The sequence below is a fragment of the Streptomyces piniterrae genome (assembly GCF_005048155.1).
Taxonomy (GTDB): Bacteria; Actinomycetota; Actinomycetes; order Streptomycetales; family Streptomycetaceae; genus Streptomyces; species Streptomyces piniterrae.
In genome coordinates this window covers 927724-952796 of the sequence record NZ_SUMB01000002.1, presented here as the reverse complement: position 1 = coordinate 952796, position 25073 = coordinate 927724, and the positions used below count along the sequence as shown (strand labels likewise).

Below are 25073 nucleotides of genomic sequence, written 5' to 3'. Positions count from 1 at the left end.
ACGACCAGCTGGCTGGAGTCAGCCGGGGATTCGATGATGCCCACTCGGGCATCATGAGGCGAGAGCCCTGCTGACTGCACGGCAGAACGCTCAGGCGGGGCGGCACTTCTCCACGATGCCGAGCCGCTGGGCGATCTCACGGGCCGCATCGCGGGCCGGGCGGCCGACACCGATGAGGGTGGCGGAAGCGGGACCGGTCCAGTCGCCGTAGCCGAGCAGGTGCAGACGGGGCTCGCCGAGGGCGCGGGTGCCGCCGGTGGGGATGTGTCCGCGCTGGTCACGCAGGCCGAGTGGCGCGAGGTGGGAGAGGGCGGGGCGGAAGCCAGTGCACCAGATGATCACGTCGGCTGCGGTGCTCGTGCCGTCGGCCCACACGGGGCCGTGCGCGTCGAGGTGGGTGAACATGGGCTCGGCCTTGAGGAGTCCCGCGTCGCGGGCATCCCGTACAGGCGGGACGGCGACGATGTCACCCAGCGAGGCCACTCCGCCGGTGTCCCCCGCACCGCTGTCGAGGGCGCGACGGCGTGTGGTCGCCACGTCGAACAGGACGCGGCCGTCGATCGCGTCAGGCAGGAAGCGCGGGGGCCGCTGGGTGACCCAGGTCAGCTCCCCGTGGCTGGCGAGGTCTGCGGCGATCTGCGCGCCGGAGTTGCCGCCCCCGACCACGATGACGCGCTGCCCGGCGAAGCCGACCGGACGCCGGTAGCCCACCGTGTGCAGCTGCCGCCCGGCGAAGAGTTCCCAGCCGGGAATGGCGGGCCGGAAAGGGCGCGACCATGTGCCGGTGGCGCTGATGACCGCCCGCGCCCGCCAACTGCCGGAGTCGGCCTCCACCCACAGCCGGTCGCCGTCGCGGCGTACCGCCTGGACATGGACGCCGTGCTGGACGGGCAGCTCGTACCGCTTCTCGTACTCGGCGAGGTACTCCACCACGTGTCCGGCGTCCGGATACGTCTCACCCGACTGGGGCGGCATGAGGCGGCCGGGCAGTGAGGAGTAGGCGGCCGGGGAGAACAGGCGCAGGGAGTCCCAGGTGTGTTGCCACGCGCCGCCCGGCGTGGGCTGGGCGTCGAGGATGACGAAGTCCACGCGAAGGCGGCGCAGGTGGTAACCGGCCGCGAGCCCTGCCTGGCCGCCGCCTATCACCACCACATCGGCCCGCTGGGTCATGCGGCGGTGGACTGTCCGGCGTTCGTGCCGGTCTTGCCGTTCATGAAGATGACCGCGGCCAGGGCCAGACCGACCACGGCGCCCGCGAGCTGGGCGCCGATGAAGCCGGCGACCGAGCCGGGGGCGATGCCCGCGAAGGTGTCGGTGAAGGCCCGGCCGATGGTCACCGCCGGGTTGGCGAAGGAGGTGGAGGAGGTGAACCAGTAGGCGGCGCCGATGTACGAGGCGACGGCGACCGGTGCGAAGCGGAGGCGGTCGGTGCGTGCGAGGCCGAAGATCAGCAGGATCAGCCCTGCGGTGGCCACGACCTCGCCCAGCAGCAGGTTCCCGTCGGACCGGTCGTGGGTGGACCACTTCACCAGCGGCTCACCGAACATCGCGTCGGCCAGCACGGCCCCCGCGATGGCACCCGCGATCTGGGCGGGAAGGTAGACGACCGCCTCGCGCAGGGTGACTCCGGAGCCGCCAGCGCGGCGGGCCGTCCACCACTCGGCCAGCGTCACGGCCGGGTTGAAGTGCGCGCCGGAGACCGGGCCGAGCAGGGCGATCAGGACGCCGAGTCCGAAGACGGTGGCAATGGAGTTGGCCAGCAGTTGAAGGCCGACGTCCCGGGTCAACTCGGTGGCTTGGATGCCGGAGCCGACCACTACCGCAACCAGGGCGGCGGTACCGACGAGCTCGGCGGCGGCCCGCGCGACCAGCGGCGGCGCGGTGGCCTCCGGGGCGCTCTGGGATCCGGTGGTGGGTATGGCGGTCTGCGGGGTGGCCTCGGAGGAGGCGGCCTCGGTGGCGGTCAACGGGACTCCTTGGTGCTGTCGCGGCGGTACGGCGCGAGGATCAGGGGCAGGACCGCTTGAGGTTCGCTTCGGCGGTGGCGCGCGCGGCCTCCGCGAGGTCGGCGAACTGACCGGCGAGAGAGGCGATGGCGTCCGGGCGCAGCCTGTAGTAGGTGTACCTGCCGCACGGCTCGGTCTCGACCACGCCCGCCTCGCGCAGCACCCGCAGGTGGTTGGAGAGGTTGGTCTGCTTGGCACCGGTCTCCTCGACCAGGTGCGTGGTGCAGAGCGTCTCCTTGGCCAGCAGGGTCACGATCTGGAGCCTGAGCGGGTCGGCCAGCACCCGAATCAGGTCAGTGTCGACTGACGTCATCATGGACTGATACTGTCACATCACCCCGAGCTGATACCAGCCTGTGCTGATCTTTTGAGCCCGCGGAGGGTTCGCATGCCCGCATCCCCGTCCCCCGCCCTGCCCGACGACCGCCTCGCCGCCGGAGCAGCCCGCCTCGCCTCCCAGCACTCCGGACGCTTCTGCGCAGAGACCGTGCAGGCGCTCCTGGCAGACTCCTACCGCCTGCTCGCCGAGCACGCCCGAGTACACACCCACCTGGTAGTGCTGGCCGAGCGGTTCACCGCAGAACGGCTGGAGGCCCTCGCCCACGTCGAGGGAGCTCCCGGCGCGGGCCTGCCGCGGGTGCTGTTCGTGTGCAGCCACAACGCCGGCCGCTCCCAGATGGCCGCCGCCCTCCTCAACCACCGAGCCGGCGGACAGGTGACGATCTCCTCCGCGGGCGCCGCCCCGGCGGCCGAGGTGGAAGTGGGCATCGTCCAGGCCCTGACGGAAGCGGGCGTCGATCTCGCCGATGCCTACCCCAAGCCGCTGACCGACGAGGTGGTCCAAGCCGCCGACATCGTCATCACGATGGGCTGCGGCGACGCCTGCCCCGTCGTACCCGGCCGCCGCTACCTGGACTGGCCCGTCCCCGACCCCGACGGCGCCCCCATCGCCGTCGTACGGGACATCCGCGATGCCTTAGACGCCCACATCACCACCCTGCTGGGCACCCTGCCCGACCCCTGAACCGCCGCTCACCCCGCTTCTTGATCCACGTTGAACCCCTCGTTTTGATCCCCTCGTTGAAGGAAGAACTCATGTCGTCCACCCCGCTCGCCTCCGTGCTGTTCGTCTGCATTCACAACGCCGGGCGCTCGCAGATGGCCGCCGGATTCCTCTCCCACCTCGCGGGCGGCCGCGTCGAGGTCCGCTCCGCCGGCTCGGTCCCCGCCGACCAGGTCAACCCGGCCGCCGTCGAGGCGATGCGGGAGCTCGGCATCGACATCTCCGAGCAGAAGCCGAAGGTCCTCACCACCGAAGCCGTCCAGGCATCCGACTACGTCATCACCATGGGCTGCGGCGACGCCTGTCCGATCTTCCCCGGCAAGAAGTACCTCGACTGGGCACTGGAGGACCCGGCGGGCAAGGGTGTCGAGTCCGTCCGCCCGATCCGCGACGAGATCAAGACGCGCATCGAGGCCCTGATCGCCGAGATCGACGCCGAGGCAGCCAAGTGACCACCGAGAACGCTGACATCCGCAACTGCGTCGACACACACTCGGATATGCCGGAAGAGCACCCCTCATCAAGGCTGGGCACCGGCCGGTGACACCCGCATCACCGACTCCTTGACCTCGCCCCCTGGGGGAAGGTTTTGCGGTCACCGGCGTAGGCACGGAGCCAGAAGGAGGTCACCTCATGGGATTCGTCGAAAGCGAGGTGACCTGCTGCTGCGGGCGCCCCATGGAGAAGGTGCACTGAACCGGGGCGCCGGAGGCGGGATCCGGCCCGCAAGGCGCACGCCGGTTCCGGCCACCGCATTGCGCACCGCCACCCCACCGACCGCAAGACGACCGTGCCCGTCATCATCCCGGGGCCCGGGTATGCGTTTCGTACATCCGCACCGCTACCAGCAGCCCGGAGGCGGCGGTCAGCGCGGCGATGGCCCAGATGGCGGGGCGCAGGCCGTATGCGTCGGCGAGGGCTCCGGCCAGCAGGGCGCCGATCGCGAAGCCGCCGTCGCGCCACAGGCGGTAGACGCCGACGGCGCGGGCGCGCCAGGCGGGGTGGGCGACGTCCCCGATGACGGCGAGCAGGGTCGGGTAGACCAGGGCGGTGCCGATGCCGAGGAGTACCTGCGCCGCTGCCCAGACGCCGAAGGCGGTGCCCTCGGCGACGAGGCCGATGGCGGCGGCCTGCAGCAGCATGCCCGCGGTGATCAGATGTTTGCGGCCGATGTGGTCGGACCACCAGCCGGTCAGTAGCTGGCCCCCGCCCCAGACGGCGGGGTAGAGGGCGGCGAGGAGGCCGATCTGGGCGAGGGACAGGCCGTGGGCGGCGAACAGGAGGGGGAAGATTCCCCAGGCGAGGGCGTCGTTGAGGTTGTTGACCATCCCGGCCTGGCTCGCGGCTGACAGCGCCCTCTCGCGGATGCTGGTGCGCCAGGCGATCTGACCAGTGGTCAGGTCCGCGTCTGCCCCGTTCCGGCCGGGGTGCCGGGCGGCTTCGATGCGGGCGTGGTCGCGGGTCTCGCGGATGGCGAAGAGCGACAGGCCCAGGGCGAGGGCGGCGTAGGCGGCGCCGAGCAGGAAGGGCTCGGGCCGCAGCCCGGCGTGTTCCGCGATCGCTCCGGTGGCCATGGCGGTGGCGGCCACGGCCAGGTATCCGGCGGCCTCGTTGAAGCCCATCGCAAGGCCGCGGCGTGCCGGGCCGACCAGGTCGATCTTCATGATGACGGTGGTGGACCAGGTCAGGCCCTGGTTGACGCCGAGCAGGACGTTGGCGGCGACGATCCAGCCCCAGGACGGGCCCCAGGCCAGCATGGCGGGAATGGGCAGGGCGATCAGCCAGCCCGCGACCAGGACGGGCTTGCGGCCATAGCGGTCGGAGAGGGTGCCGGCGAAGAAGTTGGTGATCGCTTTGGTGGCGCCGAAGGCCACGATGTAGGTGAGCGCCGCGGTATAAGCGGACAGCTGGAAGACGTCGTCGGCCAGCAGCGGCAGGACGATGCGTTCCTGGCCGAGCATGCCGCCGACCAGGGCGTTGACCGCGACCAGCAGGGTGAACTGGGCGAGATTGGCGCGCAGTCCGAGGCGGATGTGGCTGTCAGCGCGTGCGGTGCGGGCGGTGGTCACGCGCCCTCCTCCAGGGGGCGGTGGGTGGCTTTGGCCCAGTCGGCAGGTCCGCCGTGGAGAACAGCGAGGTCGCGGTGCCCGGCGCGCGCCAGAAGACTGGCGGCGGTCATGGCACGTTCGCCATGACCGCAGGCGACCACGGCACGCTGCGGGGCTTCATCGGAACGGGCGGCGAGGTCGCCGAGTTCGATGTGGACCGCGTCCGGGATGTGCCCGGCGATGTGTTCGGCGGCCTGCCGGATGTCGAGGACGGGGCGGCCGGCGATCCGGTCGGCGGTGACCAGCTCGATGCGTTCTTGCGCTCCGCCTCCTGCGGTCCAGGCGGCCATGCCGCCCTCAAGGTGTCCGGCCAGCCGCTCGTACCCGATTTTCAGGGCCTGCCAGGTGATCTCGGCGAGGTCCTGTCCTGGGCCGGTGACCAGGACGAGCGGGGTGTCGTCGGGCAGCAGCCAGCCGAGCCAGGTGGCGAACGCCTCGCGCAGCGGGATGGAGAGCGCGCCGGGGATGTGGCCGGCGGCGAAGTCCGCGACGGGACGTACGTCGACGGCCCGGGCACCCTGGCCGAGCAGGTTGCGGACCTGGTCCGCGGTGAGTGCGGGAAGGGCGGGTTCGAAGTCCAGGACGGCGGGGCCGCGTCGGTTGATCTCGCCGAGCCGGGCGAAGTAGGCGGGGTAGGAGCCGAGGCTGCCGAGCAGTTCCCGTACGAAGGTGTCCTCATCGGGGGCGGCGAGCAGCGCATTGGCCTGCTTCTGGGCGGCGATGGTGGTGGTGCGTTCGGCGCCGGGCGGGGCGGAGCAGAACGATCCGGCGCCGTGGGTCGGCCACACGGCGGTGGCGTCCGGCAGTTCGGCCAGCCGCCTGAGCGAGCGGTACTGGGCTCGGGCCAGTTCCTCGGCGCGGTCGGCGCCGAGCAGGTCGGTGCGGGCGGCCGAGCCGACGATCAGCGAGCCGCCGGTGAACACGCCGAGTTCGCGGGTGCCGTCCAGGAGGAGGAACGACATGTGCTCGTCGGTGTGTCCGGGAGTGGCCAGTGCCCGCAGGGTCAGCCCGCCCAGGTCCCTCTCGTCGCCGTCGGCGAGCGCGGTGTGCTCGAAGGCGCGGTGCCCGGCGGCGGAGGCCAGCACCGTGGCGCCGTCGTCGTGTGCGAGCTGCACGGCCCCGGAGAGGAAGTCGGCGTGCAGGTGAGTGTCGGCGGCGAACGCGACGGTGAGGCCGCGCCGGCCGGCCGCCGCACGCAGGGTGCGCAGATCGCGGCTCGCGTCCACCGCCAGGGCGCGTCCGTCACCGAGGTCGACGAGGTAGGCACTGTTGCCCAGCCCGGCGTCGACCAGGGGTATCAGGTGGCCGTCGGCGAAGCCCATGGCGTCCTCCAGGTGTCACGGTACGGGCCGTGTGGCTTCCACGCTCACCCACATCTACAATATTCCATGGATTTATGGAGGATGCCATGGGAGATGCCGCCCGCAAGGCCGCGCTGTACGACGCCTTCGCCCGCACCGGCAAGGCGCTGAGCAGCGGAAAACGCCTGGAACTGCTCGACCTGCTGGCCCAGGGCGAGCGCACCGTCGACGCCCTCGCCAAGGCCGCCGGGCTCAACCTGACCACGGCCTCGGCACACCTGCAGACCCTCAAACAGGCCGGCCTCGTTGCGACCCGCCGTGACGGCGTACGCATCCACTACCGGCTCGCCGGAGACGACGTCGCGCAGCTGTTCGCACTGCTGCGCCAGGTCGCCCAGACCCACCAGGACGCCGTCGAGCCCGCCCGCACCGCCTATCTCGGCACCGACCAGGCGGAGGAAGTGGACCGGGAGGAACTGCTCGCCCGCGCCGCGACGGGCGAGATCGTCGTGCTGGATGTGCGCCCCGCCGAGGAGTACACCGCCGGACACATCCCCGGCGCCCTCTCCATCCCGGTGGCGGAACTCGCCGACCGTATCGCCGAGTTGCCCAAAGACGCGGAGGTGGTGGCGTACTGCCGGGGCGCGTACTGCGTCCTGGCCTACGACGCGGTGCGGCTGCTGCACGAGCGGGGCCGCAGAGCCATGCGGCTGACGGACGGGATGCTGGAGTGGCGGCTGGCCGACCTGCCGGTCGCCACAAAGGCCGCCGCGTGATCCCCGCGCGCCCCGGGCTGCGGGGCGGACCCGTATACCTGGACTACAACGCCACCACCCCCGTGGACCCACGGGTGGTCGACGCGATGCTCCCGTATCTGGCGGACTGGTTCGGCAACCCCTCCAGCGGCCACACCTACGCCAACGAGCCGAAGACAGCCCTGGCCAGTGCCCGTGCGCAGGTGGCCGCCCTGATCGGCGCGGACGCCGGGGAGGTCGTGTTCACCGGCTCCGGCTCCGAGGCGGACAACCTCGCCCTGCGCGGCGCCGTCCTGGCGACCAAGACCGACCGGCCCCATGTGATCGCCCAGGTCACCGAACACCCCGCCGTCCTGGAAACCTGCCGGGCGCTGGAACGGTTGCACGGCGCCGACGTGACGTACCTGCCGGTCGACCGCCACGGCCTGGTCGACCCCGCGGACCTGGCCGCCGCGCTCACCGAACACACCGTGCTGGTCTCGGTCATGGCCGCCAACAACGAGACCGGCGCCCTCCAGCCGATCCCCGAGCTGACCCGGATCGCCCGCGCCCACGGGACGCTCTTCCACTGCGACGCCGCGCAGGCGGCCGGAAAGATCCCGCTGGACGTCCGGCAGTGGGACGTGGACCTCCTGACACTCGTCGGGCACAAGATGTACGCCCCCAAGGGCATCGCCGCCCTGTACGTGCGCGACGGAACCGTCCTCGAACCGTTCGTCTACGGCGGCGGGCAGGAGCGCGGGCTGCGGGCCGGCACAGAGAACGTCGCCCTCGCCGTCGCGCTCGGCAAAGCCGCGCAGCTGGCCGCCGACGACCTCGCCGCCGGCACCCACCACCGCGTTGCCGCGCTGCGCGACGACCTTCACGAGCGCCTGGCCGCCGCCCTGCCCGGCCGGGTGCACCTCAACGGACCCCGTACAACCCGGCTGCCGAACACCCTGAACGTCAGCATCGACCACATCCGCGGCCACGAACTCCTCGACACCGTGCCGGAGGTGGCGGCGTCGACAGGCTCGGCCTGCCACAGCGGCGAGCACACCCCCTCGCCGGTCCTCACCGCTATGGGCCTGCCGCCGGAGCGAGCCCTGAGCACGCTGCGACTGTCACTGGGCCGCTGGAGCACACCAGAGGAAATCGAGACGGCGGCCCACCTGATCGGCAAGGCCGCTGCCGCCAGGTGACAGAGGACCTCGGGCCCGCCCTGATGCAACGGTGCCGCCCGGCCACTCGACCCGCTGCTCGTCCTGGCAGGCGGCATCGCCGGAATCGCCGTGCTGCGCCTATTCCTCGTCGGCTCACGCTCCGCCGCCACATCCGACCGCCCGCCACGATGGCTCGGACAGGAGCTGACAACGGACGATCACTCGGGGACTACTCCTCTTCGCCCAAGCAATCCGCACATGGTCCGCAGCAGTTCCCGTGACACGCAGCGCTCCGGCCCCTCCGGATAGGCCCCGATTCCGGGGCTTGCCGGCCACCGTGCCACTGCCGTGCCAGACAGAGGGGCAAACAGCGGTTCAACAAGGGCCAGAGATTCAACCGAGCACACCCATCCCAGCTGCAGCGTTCTTCCTGGTCAGGAAGGCGCAGGGCACCCGTAGGCCCCCTGATTTTCCCAAGCTCAGGCTCCAGTACGACGGCAGCAACCACCGGCTGGCCATGCGCCGGCAGCTGCAGAGCACCAGCGACCAACCGGTGACCCGCTACCTGATCCGCATCTCCGTCGACCGCAACCCCGGCGGCCCCGAGCGGTCCAACACGCATTACCGAGCCCACCTGTTGACCTGGGATGAACTCGATCTGACGGCCACGTGCCGGGGCGATGGGAGGCCAAACACGACCGCGATGCCTTCAAGGAAGTCCGGCTGCTCTTGGACAACGAACGCGGCCGCTTCCCGCTCTACCCGGGCGAATCCGTATGGATCGAGTACGCCTACACCGTCGAAGACGACAAGTGGGCAACTGGTTCCAGTGGGGCGTCCGCCTGCCCACCGAACGGCTGGAAGTCCAGCTTGTCTTCCCTGCCGACCTCGACCCGGTGGTGTGGTTCGGCCAGCCAGTCACGCCAGTCGGCTTCCGTGGGCTCGCGCCGGGCACGATCCGCCGGCTCAGCTCGGCACTGACCGGTTCGAGCAGTTCCTCACGGCCGCCCACCCAACGGCAGAGCGCAGAGCCCAGCCCAGGCGGCGGGCGACGGCCTGCATCGTGAGGGGTGTCCTGACCCGAGCCACCAACGGCCCCGTCGGGCTCACCCGTTACCCCAACGACACGTCCTGTCCCTGTGCACCGCCGGCACTCACCGCAGCCGGTCTCGGCCCACGGCGGGCTTGCACCGCGGGCGCCCAACCACCGAGCAACAGCCCTCAGATGCTCGCCGTACGGACGACCGTGCATTTCGTCCACACCGGCCGGCCACCACCACACCCGTGCGCCGCCGCTCGCCGCGTCAACAACAAGCCACGTCCGCCTGCAACATCAAGAGGCCGGCCCTCGTGGAACGAAGGACCAGCCTCGAAGTTGGTTCACGAGACTAGGGCGTGGTGAGGAGACGCTCCTCAGATGAAGGGGAAGAAACCCCAGCCAAACCCGAATCCACGACCGTATCCGCGACGGCGACGGCGGCATCCGCAGTCGCCCCAGTCGTCGTAGTCCCAGCCGTCGCAGCCATGCCTGCGCCTACGGATCACCTTGCGGAAGCTCATGATCGCCTCCTTGGAGCTCGTGTCACGGACCAGTCCTCTCTGACTGGACCAATTCCCACGCTACGCCGCGGCACGAATCGCAACCAAACAGACATGTATGAAAATTCAGGCAAAATCGGATGTAGTGTGCACCCAGAGTGCTGACCGGTGGCTGAATGAATTCACCCCAGGAAGTCAGCCGACAAGACGGCCCCAGGGCCCTAACGGTGCCTGGACCGGTCGGCGCCTGGACCGGCCCCGTCCTGTTCATTGGAGTGCCAGATGCATCCGCATCTCGCACTCCGCGTCGATGATGAGTTCGCCCGACAGGTCCACGGTCACGGTGTGCAGTGTGCCGGTGAACCGGAAGGGAGAGGCGTACTCCGGCGTGACCGAGGGGCCGGGATTGGCTCCGCAGCTCAGGCCACCGGGGTTGAACATGACGGGGGTGGTCGTGGGGAAGTCGGCCGATCCGACGCGGTGACGGTCGACGAAGAGCTCGGCGTGCCCTGGCGTGCCCTTGCCTGTGGCGAGGTCGGGCTTGCCGGTCGGTTCGAACTACGCCTTCGGCGCCGAGGCCGGGATCTCCACATCGGCGGTGTTGCTGTGCGGACGGTTGAGTACACGGGACGCGACGGCCGCCGCCAGCGTCTGAGTGCCGGCGCGGAAGCACCATGCCCATACCGGCCCTCGGGCCGGGAGCAACTGGTAGCTGTGCCCAATAGCCCATGCCCACCGACGCAGTCAAAGGCGGTCACCAAGGGCGCGGCACGGGACCTGCACATGAGCAACGCATCCGGCGGTCATTGGTGACGACCGCCAGGGTGTCTTGATCGTCCAAACGGCGGCCAGCGCGTGACACCGTCGCCCGCCAGCCGCTCCTGGGAGCCATTTGGGAGCCGATCCGCTCCCCAAGCCCCTTCCACACCACGCGAGACCAACCGGGACCACGCCGATGACCAGCGCAAATGCCATCCGCGCAGGCACGATCAGTGCCCGAACCTCATTCGCGACGAAGAGATCTTGGGTTCAATCCCGCGTCTCCCCAAGTGGGCCAGGCTGACGACTTTCGAAGGCACCTGCTGGCTCGGTGGGCCCAGTCGGAGCATGCCCGGAGCCCGACGAGTCCCTCGCCGACGCCGTCACCTGCAAACTGAAGGAAGAAACCGACCTCACCATCCCACTGGCCAACGCCCGTGTCCTGTCCGCCAAGTTGGAGAGGTACATGCAACGGGCGTCGTGGTTTTGTTCACGGATCACGGTTCTGGCACACCTTCCGTGCCGCGGCCACTCTGAGTGGTGGTCGATAGTGCGTGTTGACGCGCATTGCACTAGGGTCGGCGCCGTCTGCCCGGCGTGCGGGGCTCGGTCGAGTCGGATTCACAGCTCCTACCTGCGGTTTCCCGCTGACGCGCCGAGCGCCGGACGACGCGTCGCACTCCAGTTACGAGTTCGGCGGTTTCGATGCGGGAACAACATGTGCCCCCGCCGGACCTTCGCGGAACAGATACCCGGCCTCACGCGCAGGCATAGCCAGCGCACCGAGCGAGTGCGTTCCACCCTGGCCGCAGTCGGTCTCGCCCTGGCAGGCAGGGCCGGTGCCCGGCTGGGCTCGATGGCCAGGTTCGTGCCACCGCTGGCTGAACGGCCGGTCGCCGGCCGAGCGCTGCCGCTTTGGGGTGCTGGTCGTCTGGTGGTGTGAGTTGTCGGCGGGGCAGGGGGCCGGTGTGAAGTAATCCTCGTCGTCTTCGTCATCCTCGTCGTCCTCATGGGTCGAGGCGGGGTCGGGCGGGCTGGTGTGGGGGCTCGGTGGGTGGGTTGGCAGGTTCGGGGAGGCTGGAGTCAGCGGCGTCTGTGTGGGCTTCGATGAGCAGGTTGCCGTCTTCGGTAAGGCGGGCGGTGTGGCCGGTCTTGAAGAAGCCGTCAGGGGTGAAGGCGTGAGTGTTGTGGTCGGGGGCTTTGTAGTAGCCGCGCAGGGTGTAGGGGCCGCGCATCCAGAGCTGTCCGGGGGTTCCCGTCGGTTGGTCGGTGCCGTGTGCGTTGGTGATGCGGATTTCGTCGCCGGGTGAGAGGGGGCGGCCCTGGGTGTGGTGGATGACGTCGTCGGTGTCGGTGAGGCGGGTGAGGCAGAGCAGCCCTTCAGCCGTCCCGTAGACCTGCTGGAGGCGGCAGTCGAAGGCCGGTTGGATGCGGGCCGCGAGTTCGGAAGGCACAGGTGCGCTACCGATCTGGATGAGACGCAGGCTGGAGAGGTCGTACTGGCCGTTGAGGGGGGTGTCCAACCACAGTTGCGCGACGGCGGGCAGGAGGGAGGTGACAGTGACCTTCTCGGCCTCGATCGTGGGGAAGGCGTCGGCGGGGTCGGGGGTGTCGATCAGTACGACGGTGGCGCCGGCGGCGAGGGCGCCGAGGATGCCGGGAGCACCGAGGGTGAGGTTGGACTCGGCCGGGAGGGCTGCGAGGTAGACGTCTTGGGGGCCGAGGTTGATGAGGTCGGCTGCGGCTCGGGTTTGGTAGGCGAAGTCGTTGTGGGTGCGCGGAATCAGCTTGGGTGAGCCGGCAGTTCTGCTCGAGGGCAGGAAGAACGCGACATCGTTGGGGTGGTAGGTGCGGTCCCGGTCGCTGGGAGCGTCCACGGAGCCAAGGGGGAAGAACAGGCATCCGCTGGGGGCGGTGGCGAAGCCTGTTTGGGTGCCTTCGGGGCCGTCGAGGGTGAAGGCACGGCGCAGACGTGGATGGTCGTCGCTGATCTCCGCGGCCATTTTGGCGTGGTCGAAGCCGTGATGGAGGCCGGGGCCGATGTAGGCGGCGGCTTCGGTGATGTGGGCGAGATGTGCGATCTCGCGTGCGCGGTGGGAGATGGGCGCGAACACCGGGAGGGCGCCGGCACGCATGAGGGCGTAGGCGGTGATGACGAACTCGGGCACGTTCGGGAGCTGGAGGATGACCCGATCGCCACAGCGGATGCCCCGCAGGGTGAGGCCGGCGGCCATGCGCTCGACACGGCGGTTGAGCTCGCGGTAGGTGAGGCGGTGCTCGCCGTGGATGAGGGCGGTGCAGGTGGCGTATGCGCGGGCGGCGTCGGAGAGGAGTTGGGGCAGGGCGGCGCCTTGGTAGAAGCCGTGGTTGTAATAGCGACCGATGGCGTGGGGTGGGAGCGGGGTGCAGCCGTTCAGCATGGTTGAGGCTCCTTGTGGTGATGTGTTTCGCCGGTCCTGCGTACTGGTTGCCTGCAATGCGCGCTTGGCTGCGCTCACGTCTCCCTACGTGTGTTGCTGATGGGTCCCGCGCAGCACTCCCGGGAGGCGCGATGGGGGCCGCTGTCCGCCTGGAGCACATTGCGGGCGGGGACGCGAAGCCCGCGGGCGGTGCGGGCCTCAGATCGCAGAAGGCCGACCTGCCACACGGTGGTCATCCGCGCTGAAGGTGCGCCGAGGGTGGCTAGGTGCCAACGGGGGGACGGCAGTGGTCGCGTAATTGCCGACGGAGGCTTGCGTCGGCGGCCTGGGCACCGGGCTGGGTCGTCGTCGGCCAGGACACCGCCGCAGAATCGGCCGCGCCGACCAGCGCGTCCCAGATGCCCTCGATCGCGGCGAGGGCTACGGCCGGGCTTTGAGAGGAGCGTCAGCAGCGACGGTAGACGGGTGTTGGGGATCTTCGTGGCCGATGTCGGCGAGACGGCCCGCGGAGCCGATCTGGCGCACGCCGGGTGTGCGCTGCTTACGTTGGCGAGTCTGATCGGCACTCAGTACGGTTTCAGTCATGGCCGTCAGTGTCCTGGATACGTTGCGGGGCGGGCAGTAGACGATCACCCGAGGAACAGCAGGTGCGGCGGTGCGGTCAACCAAGGACGGCTCGGAGGTCACCACGGCTAGGCGGTTTCGTTTGGATCATGATGGGGGTGAGTGACCACGGCGGATCCCGGGTGGCACCCTGGAGCGATGCAACCTGGAACCGACGTCACCGTGAACGGCTTGCAGCACCTGCTCAATGAGTGGGATCCGATCGGCGTCGCTGATGATGTACAGGACGAATACAACTGCATGCTCGCCCCTCTCCTCCAGCGGCTCCGTGGTGGCGCCGGTCAGACGGAGATCGGCGAGTTCCTGCGGGACGAGCTGGAGGATCACTTCGGTCTCACCCCTCTGCCGTCGGATCCTGAAGCGATGGCTGCTCGAGTGATCTCCTGGTGGACAGCTGCCGGCAAGATCGATGGCGCCGACTACACGTAGTCGCTCCCTCCGGATCGTCTGCTCGTTTGTCCGGGTGTGCCGTTGACTGACGCCCAGTGGGCGCAGATCGAGCCGTTGCTTCCGAACCGGCCACCGACGAGGGGCGGCCGGTGGCGGGACCACCGAGAGGTGCTCGACGCCATCGCCTGGAAGTTTCAGACAGGGACACAGTGGGTGCAGCTGCCGGAAAAGTACGGCAACTGGCGGGGCATCTACAACCGACTGCGGATGTGGTGCGCAGACGGCACCCGGGAGGGGGTGTTCACCGAGCTTCTGGCACAGGCTGACGCCGACGAGGAGTTGAACTGGGTTGTCTCGGTGGACTCCACGATCGTGCGAGCTCACCAGCACGCGGCCGGAGCCCGCAAAAAAAACCGCCCATCTCACCGCCGGACAGGCCGGTGACGCGCCTGCTTTCGCTGACGTGATGGCCCTTCTGCGCGTTCCCCGAAGGCGTGGACGGCCCCGAACCCGGCCAGAGGCCGTCCTGGCTGACAAAGCGTATTCGTCAAGAGCCATCCGTGAACACCTGCAGCGGCGCGGCATCCAGGCGGTCATCCCCGTTCCGGCCGACCAACGCGGACACCGCCTGCGGCGGGGCAACCTGGGTGCCAGGCCACCCTCCTTCGACCACGAGGCATACAAGCAGCGCAACGCCGTCGAACGGTGCATCAACCGCTTGAAACAGTGGCACGGGATCGCCACCCGCTACGAGAAAGACAGCGGCCATCTACTTGGCCGGACTGCACGTCGCGGGCATCTGCGAATGGCGACCTGCGGAAACGTGATCACGAACCGGCCTCTCGCAGAACTCTCACAGATGGTCATTTGTGAGAGTCGCGGACCTCGTACATCAGTGTCCGTCCTCGAAGAGCTCGGCCAGGTCTGGCGACATCTGTGGCAGGGGCTCGGGGTTGATGGCCGATCACGTGGTACTGGTGCGACTCGTACTTACTTGTCGTCTCCTTTTCGTTCTTGTTCGGGCCGCCGCCCTTCCGGCGAGCCGGTCATCGTCTCGACCGGCTCTGGCTCGGTGCGTCGGTCGGGGCTGCGGCCGCCACCGGCTGCCAACGCTTGACCGCAGCGGACAGCCCCAGCCCCATGCGCGGATCGCAGAAGAGGACGGTCTAGTCGTCGCCTCAGTGTCCGTCGCGGACCACCGCTAACCCGCCGACCCGGGTCGTGATGCCCGCCGGCCCGCGTCGGGCCGAAGCGAGCACGCTGGCCGGTCGACCGAGGGTGTCGCCCTGCTCCACCTCGATCACGACCGTCTGCGCCCCTGTCGTGTCGAGCAGGTGGGCGGCCAGGCAGCCGGTGCTGTTGGCGTTGGCGACGTCCTCGTCGACACCGATCGCCGGCGCGAACATCCGCGCCGCACCCGGTCGGCCGCCCACCGGCGGTACGTACACGAAACAGCCGAGGAGCCCGTACCGCCGGCACGCCGCTGTCAGCCTGCCGAGGTGTGGGCGGACTCGGAGCAGCGCCGACCTGTCGTGGACCGGTACCAGCATGCGTGGTGCGCCGGGCGCGGCGATCCGTGGCGAGTCGGTCGGATGCGGATCGTCCGCGGTGAGCCCGAGCGCAGCGACGATCGCGGCGCGCTCGTCCGGTGCCGGGTGTCGCAGCGCGACGAGGCCCTGGTCGAACCACACCTCGATGCCGGCGGGGCGGCGGATCGCGACGGTGTCGAACGTGCGCCCGCCGGTGTGTTGGCGGTCGTTCAGCTCGCCCAGCGCGGTGCGGGTCAACCGGACGGCCTGCGCGGCAACGGTGCCGTGCCCGCAGCCGGACAGTTCGGCGGTGGCGGTGAAGAACCGGACCGGCCGGCCACCGTCCGCCGCCCGCCCCGGGCCGAGGAACGCCGCGTGCGAGGTGCCGGCCGCAGCGGCGAGCGCACGCCGGTTAGCGTCCGTCGCCGCCGGGTCGTCGTCGGTGACGGCCGTGGGGCTACCGCCCCGACCGTCACGCCGCACGCACGCATCAACCACCGTGACATCCCGCCAGGACATCGGCCCACCTTTGACGCTCAACGAACCGGCAACCGCCAACGGCGTCCGCCGCTAGCCGGACCTGGCCTTAAGCGGCCGACCGAACGCGTCCCAGAGCGTACCGGCATGCCTCAGCCGGTGCCGTCCTGCACCGGATAGTGGATGACGACCAAACCGCCGGTGGCGTAGTTGACGACATCGGCGGCCACCCGCTGGCCGTGCGGCGACGCCCGCGCCGCGGCCATGGCGGCGGCGTCAGCGAAGTCGGCTTCGAAGACCGCGAAATACGGCGCTTCTCCCTCGGTCGCCGCCACGTCGAAGCTGTAGCGCCACGCAAGCGGGCCGGGCCAATTCTTGACCAGCGGAAGGTGGTTGTTCACGTAGTAGTCGCGGAAGTGGTCAGGGTCGGCGGGCTCGTAATACAGGACCAACGACCTATGCATGACGACCTCCGCCCAGGGACGTCAGCCGGCTGCCCAACTCGTAGCGACCCCGCCCGTGCATGGCGCCGGCCATCGGGAGGTTTCTGGCGAACATGCGGAACAGCCCGATCGGCGGGGCGTCCCCGGGCATCATGCGCGCGAGCAGTGCGCCGGCCTGGTCGTTGCACGGCGGTTCCAGCAGGGCTATCCGCGACATCGGCTCTCCCGTCGAGTTCGTTTCGAAATCAGAAACGCCGGATGGATGCTAGTGTTTCGAATAAAGAAACGCAAGGAGGGTCATGCCGACGCCGCGCCCAGGAACACCGGTTCGTGGATCGACGACCGGCCGTCCCGTCATGGCCGCGATGGACCTGTTCGGCCGTCGGTGGGCGCTGCGAATTCTCTGGGAGCTGCGTGCGGGTCCGCTCGGTGCCCGCGCGCTGCTGGGACGGTGCGAAGGGCTGTCATCCAGCGTCCTCTACCAGCGGCTCCGCGAACTCACATCGAGCGGGATCATCGCGCCCTCGGCCGATGGCTACGAGCTCACTCGGCTGGGGACAGCACTCCGTGATGCCCTTCGTCCGCTCGACGAATGGGCGATCGCCTGGGCGCAGGAGCAAGAACACAACGATCAGGAGCCCACGGAGACGTGAAGGTCACGCCCGACCAGGTGGAGCGGTGATGTGACGGCCGCCGACTCGGGACACGGGCTCACGCGGCCTGCGAGAAACCCTCGGTTGCTGGCTCGTCGCCGCGCAGAGGGGTGAAGTCGACGTCCAGGCGCGGGTCGTACGCGTCGGGCTCGTCGCCGAGCTCGTGGGTGGAGTACTCGCCGAAGCGCCGGATGTGCCCGATGTTGATCAGGTCGGCGGGGCGGTTCTTCGATGCCGCCGCCGCCCGGATCGCCTCCTCGGCAACCTCCCGCCCGACCCGGTTCGTACCGCGCGTCCAGGTGCCGGCGTACCAGGCTGCGATGGTTCTTCGCGGTCTTGTCCGCCAAGGTCGGCAGCACCGTGCCCTCCGGCAGCTCCACCGCCCGGAGAACGAAGTCCACCACCGCCGCCGGATACTCCTCCGGTTTCGGGAAGCGCCCCATGCGCTGATACGACTTCAGCGCCGGCAGCAGCGCGAGCTGGTGCCCCTCGGAGTGCGTGCTCTCCGCGGCCCAGGCCGCCTCCTCGCGACTCGGCGCGAAGAACAAGTGCAGCTCATACGCACTGATCAGCTGTTTGAACCGTGGATACGCGGTCCGCTCAATCGAGGTCACAGCCCACCCCGGCCCCAGACGACAGCCCAACGTCACCATCAACGACGCTGGGCTGAACGGGTGACGGTGGCGCCCCTCACGCCGCCAAGATCATCCCATGGCCCGTTTGGAGCGTATCTGGGTCACACCCCGAGTTCGGTCGGCAACAGCCAGGCAGGCTGGGCACGCCCGCCTCACTCGGGGCTGAGGTTACTCTGGACTGGTCAGCGAAGATCACGGAAGGGCAGAGCACATGGCAGACATCGTGGAGACAGCGGCGCGGAAGGTCTTCGAGCGCTACGACCTCGACGGGGACGGCCAGGTCACCGCAGACGAATACCGGCAGGTCGTGGCGGAGTTGGAGGGCTCGGAAATCACCGAGGCGCAGGCCCAGGAACTGATCGACTCCCTCGACACCAACGGCGACCGCCAGATGTCCTTCGAGGAATTCTGGGCGGCCATGAATAGCTGACACTGCCAGGCCCGGCAGTTGGACCCGCCAGGTCCGGCACACATGCCCGGCCGGGTCCGGCACGTGCGCCTGCCGGACCCGGTTCGACATCGGGCCGATCCCAGGGTGTGGTCGCCGCCGAACCGTCCATCCGCCGGCGCCGCGAGGCGTGTCAGGGACGCGGGTCGGGCCGCCATCCCCGTCGCAGCCGCAACAGTTGGGCCGACACGACCACCACCCCGGACCAGCACAGATCAAGCCCCCGCTCCCGGCCCCGGCCCCGGCATCAAACGCCAAGCAGCGGATAAATTGTTGCGCCCCTCCACGGGCCGCGTCGGACGCCTCGCCGCAAGCCCGGCCTCGCTCATCGCCGACCGCGGCTACGCCCCCAACATCTACCGCGATCAGGTACGGGCCCGGGACATCCGGCCTGCCACCGCCCGACGCAGTACACGGCGCGGCAACGGACTTGGTGTATACCCGTGGTGGGGGGGGAAGAGCGCGCGTTCGCCTAACCGGACGGGTTCCGGCGCCTTCGCGGCCACTGGGAACACAGGGCCGCCATCCATCAAGCGCTCCTCCCACCGGCCTGCCGCCTGATCACCTACCGGCAGATCCACTTACTGGGTGACAAGGCTTACGGAGCGGAGGCGATGCGCTGGGCGAGAGCGCGGGTGTGCTCAGGCCGGGCCAGAAATGCGATAGCTGTCTCCTGGCGGCGGTGCAGGGCCGCTACCTGCCCACGCAAGGTGCGTATGCGGGCGCGCATGCGAAGCCGGTTCTGCCAGGGGTGCCAGAGCGCCTGCAGAAGAAGTTGGACGGTTGCCTCGCGGTAGTCGTCACACGCATCCATGAGCGCATCGAGGTTCTCGTCGCCCAGGACGCCGCCGATGCGCAGGTCGATGAGACGTATGACCTCACACTGCAGGGCACGTTCCTCTCCGCCTCCCGCGAAGTCGAGGACTCTGCGGGGAATTCCGGCGGAGAGCGCGGCCACGATGAGATCTTCGAGTGCTGCGCGCAGCGCACGCTCGGCGTCGGTGCCGTCGTCCAACAGCGCCGAGAGCCCGAACTCACCGGTGGCGAGCAGGCGTTCGCCAACCATGTACTGGACGGGCCGACGTCTGTCGGCGACAGGACTGGGCACTATGTCGCACACACCGTCCCGTACGGCACCGACCCGGTGGAGCTGCTGCTGGACCTCGGCACGCAAGCGTCGCCGCTCGTGATTGCGGGCAAGGTAGGTGGTCACAGCAGCACCGATGATGCCGCCACCGGTGGTGTACGCGAGGTCGATCAGCGCGGGCATCGCTCCACCCTAGGCCTGTCCGAGGGTCAGGGTCGGGAAAGCCTCGGCGTCGGGTGCAATGCATCGCAAGGCACCGGAGCGGCCTGATAGCGGAGCTACTAGGACGGTTCGGCAACGCCGCGAGGTGCCATGCCAGACGCTGCGGCCTTTCGGCCCTGGCCCATCGGACACGACCTAGAGCCACGCGGCCTGAACACCCACCGGCAGACTTATGGTGTAGCGGCTCCTCAACGACAGGCTGACGTCCAGGGCACGCCGACACGCACCGATGCAGCCAGGCGTGGCAACTCTCATACATGCCCTGACTTGCTACCCCACGGCAGCCCCCAGCCTTCACGTTCAACCAGACGCACTCAGCATGTCGTCTAACCTCGTCCCGTTGGAGGTGACATGGAGCAGCCTGTTTTCGAATCCGTCCATTACCCCGCGGTGTGCCAGGAATGCGGTGCGCAGCTGGAGTGCTGCGGTGTCCAGGCTCTCGTGGACGGCCGCTTGCGGTGGGATGTCGAGTCAACGTGCTCCGCTTGCGGATTCGCGGTCGCCGTGTGTGGTGGGGACCTGCCGAGCGAACGGCGGGAGCAGATGCTCTGCGAGCATGGACCGGCGAAACTGCAAGTGATCAGTCCGCCGGCGAACAGTGTCGTGATCATGCGGTTGCTGCGCGCTGAACTCGGCATCGACCTGGTGAATGCCAAGGCTGTGCTGCGGCGTGTGCTGAACGGTGGCCACCTGGGGACTCTGCCTGAGATGGAACTCCTGGCTCGGAAGCTGCGGGCGTCCGGCATCGCTGCCGTAGCTACTCGGTCATAGACGTGTGGGTCAGCAGCGCGATGCGGATTCGCCTGGGCTCGGTGCCATCTTGTGGTGGTAGGTCGGCTGCAAACCTCCCCGCTGGCGAGGACGCGGCCCGCGTCATGACGGAGGCCGTGCGACGGTTCTTCCAACCGCTGGCCTGTGGACCCGGGACTGAGGTTTCGGTGCACCAGCCGGCAAGCCCGCCTTCATACGCAGGATGGTGAACCCCTACAGACCCGGGCGGCGGGGCCTGGCTCTTCTACGACCATAACCAGGTCGCCCACGCACCCCTGACCTCGACCTCAACATAGACCTAGTGCCGCATCAAGCAACGTTCGCACTGTTGATGACCTTGCACAGACGCGGTTGAGCCCTCCGTGATACGTTCTGCGTCGCTGTGCGCTGCTGCGAACTGAGGAGGTGAGACCGATCAACGCTGTGACAGGTCGGGGCTCCCTCTCTCGCATGGCCTAGGGAGTGCCCGCAGAAGGCATCCCGAAAGGCTTGAAACGCTATGCGCTTCACCTCTGAGACGTCGTCCGACGGCGTCTGCGAACAGCTCTTCACCCTCGGTGAGATTCCCGGTGTGCTGTGGACGCCAGTAGGTGCCGCCGGTGCTCGGCCCCTCATCCTGATGGGACACGGCGGCGGCCAGCACAAGAAAGCTCCAGACATCCTGGGCCGTGCGCGCCGCTTCGTGGCGGAGTGCGATTTCGCGGTGGTGGCGGTCGACGTGCCTGGCCATGGTGACCGGCCAACGGATGAGGAGTACGACCGGATCGCGACCGAGAACCAGGCTCGCGTGGAGGCCGGTGAAGAGTTGGCTCCACTGATCGCTGGCTTCCAGGCGCTCGTAGCCCGCCAGACCGTCCCGGAATGGCGAACGGTCCTGGACGCGGTCCAGCAACTTGAGCACGTCGGTGCTGGTCCGGTGGGCTACTGGGGGGTCTCGTTGGGTTGCGGGCTCGGCGTTCCATTCGTAGCCGCCGAACCTCGGGTCCGTGCGGCAGTACTGGGCTTGGGCGGGGCGTTGGCAACGGCCGAGGCTGCGGCGCGGATCACCGTCCCGGTGGAGTTCCTGCTGCAGTGGGACGATGAGCGAGTGCCGCGGGCCCAGAGCTTGGCGCTGTTCGACGCCTTGACCTCAGCTGAGAAGACTCTGCACGCCAACCCTGGCAAGCACGGGGAGATCCCGGCATTCGAACTGGACAGCACACTACGGTTCTTCACCCGGCACCTCGGCTGACAGCGCTGCCTGCAGTCCGCCACGCGCCGATCGGGATCCGTTCCCGATCGGCGCGTTCAGCGAACACTGGTCGGCGTGGCCGACAGAGTTCAGGTTCGGGAGATCGATGACGATGAGGGCCGACGGCTGCTGCGGATCATCCGTAGAGGCAGCGGATCAGTGGTGACCTGGCGGCGGGCCCAGATGGTGTTGCTGTCCGCGCAGAGCATGCCGGTGGCGAAGATAGCCGAGGTGACGTTCACCAGCGCGGACCGGGTGCGGGACATGATCCACAACTTCAACACCGACGGCTTCGACTCGCAGTATCCGAAGTACTCACGGCGGCCGGCCCAAGACGTTCACGCTGCCCGAACGCCGCGAGATCAAGAAAATCGCCATGTCCAAGCCGACCGAGAACGACCTGCCGTTCTCGACCTGGAGTCTGACCAAGCTGGCGGACTTCCTGGTCGCCGAGGGGGTGGTCGACGACACCAGCCACGAGGGCCTGCGCATCCTGCTCCGCGAGGAAGGCGTCTTCTTTCAACGGCTGAAGACCTGGAAGACCTCCCGCGACCCGGACTACGCCGCCAAGAAGGCCCGCGTCGAGCACCTCTACGCGATCGCCGAGGAGAGGTCATACCCGAGGCCGACGAACCGGAAGTGGTCTTCTGCGTGGACGAGTTCGGTCCCCTCAACCTGATGCCACACCCCGGGTGGCAGTGGGCCGAACGGGGCGGCAGGCACAAGGACACCGGCCGCGAACCACGCCGTAGGCAGCGGGCTACCTACAACCGCTACGGCGGGGCCCGGCACCTGTTCGCCGCCCTGAACCTGGCCAAGGACAAGCGCTACGGCCACATCAAACCGGTCAAGAAACGTACCCAGTTCCTGGAGTTCTGCCGCTACCGCCCGCACCCTCTACCGGCCCGAGATCCGCATCGCGATCGTCTGCGACAACTTCTCCCCGCACCTGACCACGAAGAAGTGCCAGCGGGTGGGCACCTGGGCCGCAGCGAACAACGTCGAGATCGCCTACACCCCGACCAACTCCTCCTGGCTCAACCGCATCGAGGCCCAGTTCACCGCCCTGCGCTTCAGCGGCGACATGCCCGCTCGGGCGCCCGGAACGGACACGGTCAACCAGCAGCCGTCTGCCGAAGACGTCAGCCGGGCGTTACGGTGATACACGAAGACCTCCGTGCGGTGCAGTCCTAGACAGCTCCACCACGCCGGAGGTCTTCACCATGATCAAGACCTGGCACAGTCAACAACGCTCGTGATCAATACACCTAGCGGGTCAGCGTCTCGAAGCCGGCATCGTCGCAGTACTGCACGACACGCGCCTCCGCCTCGGAGTCACCGTCATTGATCGCCCACCCCGTCTCCTCGCCCAAGGTGCGACCTCCGCTGACGCTCTCGTCCCTGAGTGGTTGCATCGCGAGGGAGGCCTCCTGAGCGGCGAGCCCGGCCTTCTCGTGAGCCGACGACTCCGGTGTGATCGTGCCGGCGGCGTTCCGCGCCTTCTGCCACGCCCCCAGCTTCAGGCAGTAGTTCTCCCGCAGCCCGGTCAGCCGCTGCTCGTCCCCGCCCTCGGACGAGAAACACCCCGTCGCCGCCACCGCCACCACCACTAGGGCGAGGGCTGGGACGACGCCCTTCCGCATGCGCACCAAGTACCCCCTGAAGGCCCGTCCGGTCGTCCCGTACACCTGCAACTCCCGCAGCAGGATATATGCGTTGGGCACCTCGACCGCCGTCGTTGCGGACGCTCTGACTCACCGTACGAGACGCGATGGCGAGCCGGCTGGGTCGGGCGTGTCCGCCGGTCGCCGACATCAACCGCCTTCGCGCAGTGCCTCGCCCTCCGCCTTCCGCCCCGCTGCTCGATGCCCAGCAATAACAGAGCGTCACCCAGCAGAGAAGTTGAGCCGGAACCCCATCCATCTCATGGGGACGGTGGGTCACTTGCTGTCGGACGGACGCGGATTTTCCACGCGGGAGAGCCAGGTTGTGAGCAGCCCTTCGAGTGCCTGGGTCTCGGCGGGTGTCAACAGGTCCAGCAGGCGGCGTTCGTTGCGCATGTGGTCGGTGAACGCCCGGTCGATGAGTTCGCGTCCGGGCCGGGTGAGGGCGACGATCCGGCCGCGCTGGTCGTCGTCGGAACGGCGGCGGGTGACGAGTCCGGCGCGCTCCAGGCGGTCGATTCTCTTCGTCATCGCGCCGGTGGTGACCATGGTGTGGGCGGCGAGTTCGCCGGGTGCCCGTTCGTAGGGCTCACCGGCGCGGCGCAGTGCGCACAGGACGTCGAACTCCCCCTCGCTGAGTCCGTAGCGTCCGTAGACGAGGCAGAGTTCCTCGGTGAGCTGGTCGGCCAGGCGGTGCAGTCGGCCGATCACGCCTTGCGGAGCGATGTCGATGTCGGGCCGTTCGCGGCGCCAGTCGGCCTGGATGCGGGCTACGCGGTCCAGGGGCTGCGGGTCATCCATGGACACCATAATAGCTTCCCCAGAAGATATATTGTCTTCCATGGAAGCTAATATGCGGTGGGTCGCACTGACCGCTGTCGCGCCGGTGGCCTGGGGAGCCAACTACTTCGTCACCCATGAATTCCTGCCGCCGGACCGCCCGCTGTACGGGGCGGCCCTGCGGGCGTTGCCCGCCGGCCTCGTCCTGCTGGGCTTGTGCAGGCAGCGACCGCACGGCGCCTGGTGGTGGCGGTCCGCGGTGCTCGGGCTGCTCAACGTGAGCGTGTTCTTCGTGCTCGTCTATGCCGCCTCCCAGTTGCTCCCGACGAGCATCGCCTCGACCGTCATGGCGGTGTCCCCGCTGGCGATGATGCTCATCGCCTGGGCCCTGGTATCCGAGCGCCCCGGCCTCGCGCACCTGGCCGGCGCCGCGATCGGGCTCGGCGGGGTCTGTCTCATGCTGCTCACAGGGGCGGGAGGGGTGAGCGTACCGGGAATCCTCGCCTCGGCCGCAGCCATGCTCGTGTCGTCCTTCGGTTACATCCTGACCAAGCGATGGAACACCGGTGCCGATGTGCTCGCCTCGACCGCCTGGCAGCTCACCGCAGGAGGACTGTTCCTGCTGCCGGTCGCCGCAGCCGTGGAGGGTCCTCCGCCCGCACTCTCCACACCGGCGCTCCTCGCCTGCGGCTACGTCACCCTGGTCGCCACCGCGCTGGCCTTTGCGGCCTGGTTCACCGGGCTGCGGCATCTGCCCGCAGGGACAGTGGGCCTGGTCGGACTGCTCAACCCCGTTACCGGCGTGCTGCTCGGCACAGCAGTCGCCGGAGAGGTGCTGACCGTACAGCAAGTGTGCGGGCTGGCACTCGTCCTGGCCGGAGTCGTCCTGGGCCGGCCCACACGCGCGGGCCGACGCAGCAGGAGTCAGACTCCCCTCCAACCTCTACCCGACGAGCATCCCGCCCGCGAGTCCTCAACCTGCCATCCCCGGTGAGGACCAGGGACAGGGGAGCAAACCCATGGACA

At 68.9% G+C, this 25073-nt stretch carries 26 protein-coding genes and 2 pseudogenes; 13 read left to right on the top strand and 15 right to left on the bottom strand.

Features of this window, described 5'->3' with window-relative positions; all coding sequences use genetic code 11:
• Positions 1-90: 90 nt before the first annotated feature.
• Genes FCH28_RS08595 through FCH28_RS08585 form a run of 3 tightly spaced genes read right to left on the bottom strand, consistent with a single transcriptional unit; the run spans position 91 to position 2322 of the window.
• Positions 91-1170, bottom strand: coding sequence for an ArsO family NAD(P)H-dependent flavin-containing monooxygenase (locus tag FCH28_RS08595; protein ID WP_136739065.1), 1080 nt, complete (start codon positions 1168-1170; stop codon positions 91-93).
• A complete protein-coding gene (locus FCH28_RS08590; protein WP_136739064.1) occupies positions 1167-1967 on the bottom strand; it encodes an aquaporin in 801 nt (266 codons plus the stop codon). The genes FCH28_RS08595 and FCH28_RS08590 overlap by 4 nt, the downstream gene beginning before the upstream one ends.
• Positions 1968-2007: 40 nt before the next feature.
• Entirely contained in the window at positions 2008-2322 is a 315-nt protein-coding gene (locus tag FCH28_RS08585; protein WP_136739063.1) for an ArsR/SmtB family transcription factor, read from the bottom strand.
• Between the two features lie 72 nt (positions 2323-2394).
• Here FCH28_RS08585 and FCH28_RS08580 point away from each other — a divergent pair, with 72 nt between their 5' ends.
• The gene (locus FCH28_RS08580) at positions 2395-3030 is read left to right on the top strand and encodes an arsenate-mycothiol transferase ArsC (protein ID WP_136739062.1); all 636 of its coding nucleotides are present in this window, start codon (positions 2395-2397) and stop codon (positions 3028-3030) included.
• 71 nt (positions 3031-3101) lie between these two features.
• On the top strand, positions 3102-3521 hold the full coding sequence (locus tag FCH28_RS08575) for an arsenate reductase ArsC (protein ID WP_136739061.1): 420 nt from the start codon (positions 3102-3104) through the stop codon (positions 3519-3521).
• Positions 3522-3869: 348 nt separating this feature from the next.
• Here FCH28_RS08575 and FCH28_RS08570 read toward each other — a convergent pair whose 3' ends face one another.
• Together FCH28_RS08570 and FCH28_RS08565 are read right to left on the bottom strand one after the other, a co-directional pair.
• Positions 3870-5138, bottom strand: coding sequence for an MFS transporter (locus FCH28_RS08570; RefSeq protein ID WP_136739060.1), 1269 nt, complete (start codon positions 5136-5138; stop codon positions 3870-3872).
• On the bottom strand, positions 5135-6499 hold the full coding sequence (locus tag FCH28_RS08565) for an MBL fold metallo-hydrolase (RefSeq protein ID WP_136739059.1): 1365 nt from the start codon (positions 6497-6499) through the stop codon (positions 5135-5137). Before FCH28_RS08565 ends, FCH28_RS08570 begins: the two co-directional genes overlap by 4 nt.
• 86 nt (positions 6500-6585) lie before the next feature.
• Here FCH28_RS08565 and FCH28_RS08560 point away from each other — a divergent pair, with 86 nt between their 5' ends.
• Entirely contained in the window at positions 6586-7254 is a 669-nt protein-coding gene (locus FCH28_RS08560; RefSeq protein ID WP_136739058.1) for an ArsR/SmtB family transcription factor, read from the top strand.
• Positions 7251-8414, top strand: coding sequence for a cysteine desulfurase family protein (locus FCH28_RS08555; protein WP_246102529.1), 1164 nt, complete (start codon positions 7251-7253; stop codon positions 8412-8414). The genes FCH28_RS08560 and FCH28_RS08555 overlap by 4 nt, the downstream gene beginning before the upstream one ends.
• Before the next feature lie 1374 nt (positions 8415-9788).
• On the opposite strand, the gene FCH28_RS38000 is transcribed toward FCH28_RS08555, so the two are convergent.
• Positions 9789-9935, bottom strand: coding sequence for a hypothetical protein (locus FCH28_RS38000; protein ID WP_169314090.1), 147 nt, complete (start codon positions 9933-9935; stop codon positions 9789-9791).
• Between the two features lie 246 nt (positions 9936-10181).
• The gene (locus FCH28_RS38505; RefSeq protein WP_187363784.1) at positions 10182-10355 is read right to left on the bottom strand and encodes a hypothetical protein; all 174 of its coding nucleotides are present in this window, start codon (positions 10353-10355) and stop codon (positions 10182-10184) included.
• 784 nt (positions 10356-11139) lie between these two features.
• Between FCH28_RS38505 and FCH28_RS39675 the strand changes: the two genes are divergently transcribed.
• Entirely contained in the window at positions 11140-11616 is a 477-nt protein-coding gene (locus FCH28_RS39675) for a transposase family protein (protein ID WP_281289685.1), read from the top strand.
• Positions 11617-11680: 64 nt separating this feature from the next.
• On the opposite strand, the gene FCH28_RS08530 is transcribed toward FCH28_RS39675, so the two are convergent.
• Complete coding sequence (locus FCH28_RS08530; RefSeq protein WP_136739057.1) at positions 11681-13093, bottom strand: AMP-binding protein; 1413 nt, start codon at positions 13091-13093, stop codon at positions 11681-11683.
• Between the two features lie 762 nt (positions 13094-13855).
• Here FCH28_RS08530 and FCH28_RS08525 point away from each other — a divergent pair.
• Together FCH28_RS08525 and FCH28_RS08520 are read left to right on the top strand one after the other, a co-directional pair.
• Positions 13856-14146, top strand: coding sequence for a hypothetical protein (locus tag FCH28_RS08525; RefSeq protein ID WP_136739056.1), 291 nt, complete (start codon positions 13856-13858; stop codon positions 14144-14146).
• A gap of 36 nt (positions 14147-14182) precedes the next feature.
• A pseudogene (locus FCH28_RS08520) lies at positions 14183-14934 on the top strand (IS5 family transposase).
• A gap of 351 nt (positions 14935-15285) precedes the next feature.
• Here FCH28_RS08520 and FCH28_RS08515 read toward each other — a convergent pair.
• The 3 genes from FCH28_RS08515 to FCH28_RS38500 all read right to left on the bottom strand — a co-directional run bounded on the left by FCH28_RS08515 (position 15286) and on the right by FCH28_RS38500 (position 16773).
• Positions 15286-16155 (bottom strand): PhzF family phenazine biosynthesis protein, encoded by an 870-nt coding sequence (locus FCH28_RS08515; RefSeq protein ID WP_136739055.1) that lies wholly within the window; start codon positions 16153-16155, stop codon positions 15286-15288.
• 110 nt (positions 16156-16265) lie between these two features.
• The gene (locus FCH28_RS08510; protein ID WP_136739054.1) at positions 16266-16577 is read right to left on the bottom strand and encodes an EthD family reductase; all 312 of its coding nucleotides are present in this window, start codon (positions 16575-16577) and stop codon (positions 16266-16268) included.
• Positions 16570-16773 (bottom strand): hypothetical protein, encoded by a 204-nt coding sequence (locus FCH28_RS38500; protein ID WP_187363783.1) that lies wholly within the window; start codon positions 16771-16773, stop codon positions 16570-16572. The genes FCH28_RS08510 and FCH28_RS38500 overlap by 8 nt, the downstream gene beginning before the upstream one ends.
• A 139-nt stretch (positions 16774-16912) precedes the next feature.
• Between FCH28_RS38500 and FCH28_RS08500 the strand changes: the two genes are divergently transcribed.
• The gene (locus FCH28_RS08500) at positions 16913-17209 is read left to right on the top strand and encodes a winged helix-turn-helix transcriptional regulator (RefSeq protein ID WP_136739192.1); all 297 of its coding nucleotides are present in this window, start codon (positions 16913-16915) and stop codon (positions 17207-17209) included.
• On the opposite strand, the gene FCH28_RS40040 is transcribed toward FCH28_RS08500, so the two are convergent.
• Positions 17188-17862 (bottom strand): DUF4158 domain-containing protein, encoded by a 675-nt coding sequence (locus FCH28_RS40040; RefSeq protein ID WP_246102575.1) that lies wholly within the window; start codon positions 17860-17862, stop codon positions 17188-17190. The two genes, FCH28_RS08500 and FCH28_RS40040, sit on opposite strands and share 22 nt — an antisense overlap.
• Positions 17863-18055: 193 nt before the next feature.
• Here FCH28_RS40040 and FCH28_RS08490 point away from each other — a divergent pair, with 193 nt between their 5' ends.
• Positions 18056-18274 carry an EF-hand domain-containing protein gene (locus FCH28_RS08490; RefSeq protein ID WP_136739053.1) on the top strand — a complete coding sequence of 73 codons (219 nt, stop codon included), beginning with the start codon at positions 18056-18058 and terminating at the stop codon, positions 18272-18274.
• Positions 18275-18890: 616 nt separating this feature from the next.
• Here the strand turns inward: FCH28_RS08490 and FCH28_RS08485 are convergent.
• Entirely contained in the window at positions 18891-19562 is a 672-nt protein-coding gene (locus FCH28_RS08485; protein ID WP_246102527.1) for a hypothetical protein, read from the bottom strand.
• Between the two features lie 390 nt (positions 19563-19952).
• Between FCH28_RS08485 and FCH28_RS08480 the strand changes: the two genes are divergently transcribed.
• The 3 genes and pseudogenes from FCH28_RS08480 to FCH28_RS39845 all read left to right on the top strand — a co-directional run.
• Positions 19953-20372, top strand: a complete 420-nt coding sequence (locus FCH28_RS08480; RefSeq protein WP_136739052.1) for a hypothetical protein — start codon at positions 19953-19955, stop codon at positions 20370-20372.
• Positions 20373-20871: 499 nt separating this feature from the next.
• The gene (locus FCH28_RS08475; protein WP_136739051.1) at positions 20872-21603 is read left to right on the top strand and encodes a dienelactone hydrolase family protein; all 732 of its coding nucleotides are present in this window, start codon (positions 20872-20874) and stop codon (positions 21601-21603) included.
• A gap of 75 nt (positions 21604-21678) precedes the next feature.
• Positions 21679-22678 (top strand): annotated as a pseudogene (locus tag FCH28_RS39845) (IS630 family transposase); the annotation flags it as partial.
• 193 nt (positions 22679-22871) lie between these two features.
• On the opposite strand, the gene FCH28_RS08450 reads toward FCH28_RS39845, so the two are convergent.
• Positions 22872-23327, bottom strand: coding sequence for a hypothetical protein (locus tag FCH28_RS08450; RefSeq protein ID WP_246102525.1), 456 nt, complete (start codon positions 23325-23327; stop codon positions 22872-22874).
• Positions 23328-23543: 216 nt separating this feature from the next.
• Entirely contained in the window at positions 23544-24068 is a 525-nt protein-coding gene (locus FCH28_RS08445; RefSeq protein WP_136739049.1) for a MarR family winged helix-turn-helix transcriptional regulator, read from the bottom strand.
• 52 nt (positions 24069-24120) lie between these two features.
• On the opposite strand from FCH28_RS08445, the gene FCH28_RS08440 reads away from it, so the two are divergent.
• Complete coding sequence (locus FCH28_RS08440) at positions 24121-25041, top strand: DMT family transporter (protein WP_246102571.1); 921 nt, start codon at positions 24121-24123, stop codon at positions 25039-25041.
• Positions 25042-25073: the final 32 nt, after the last annotated feature.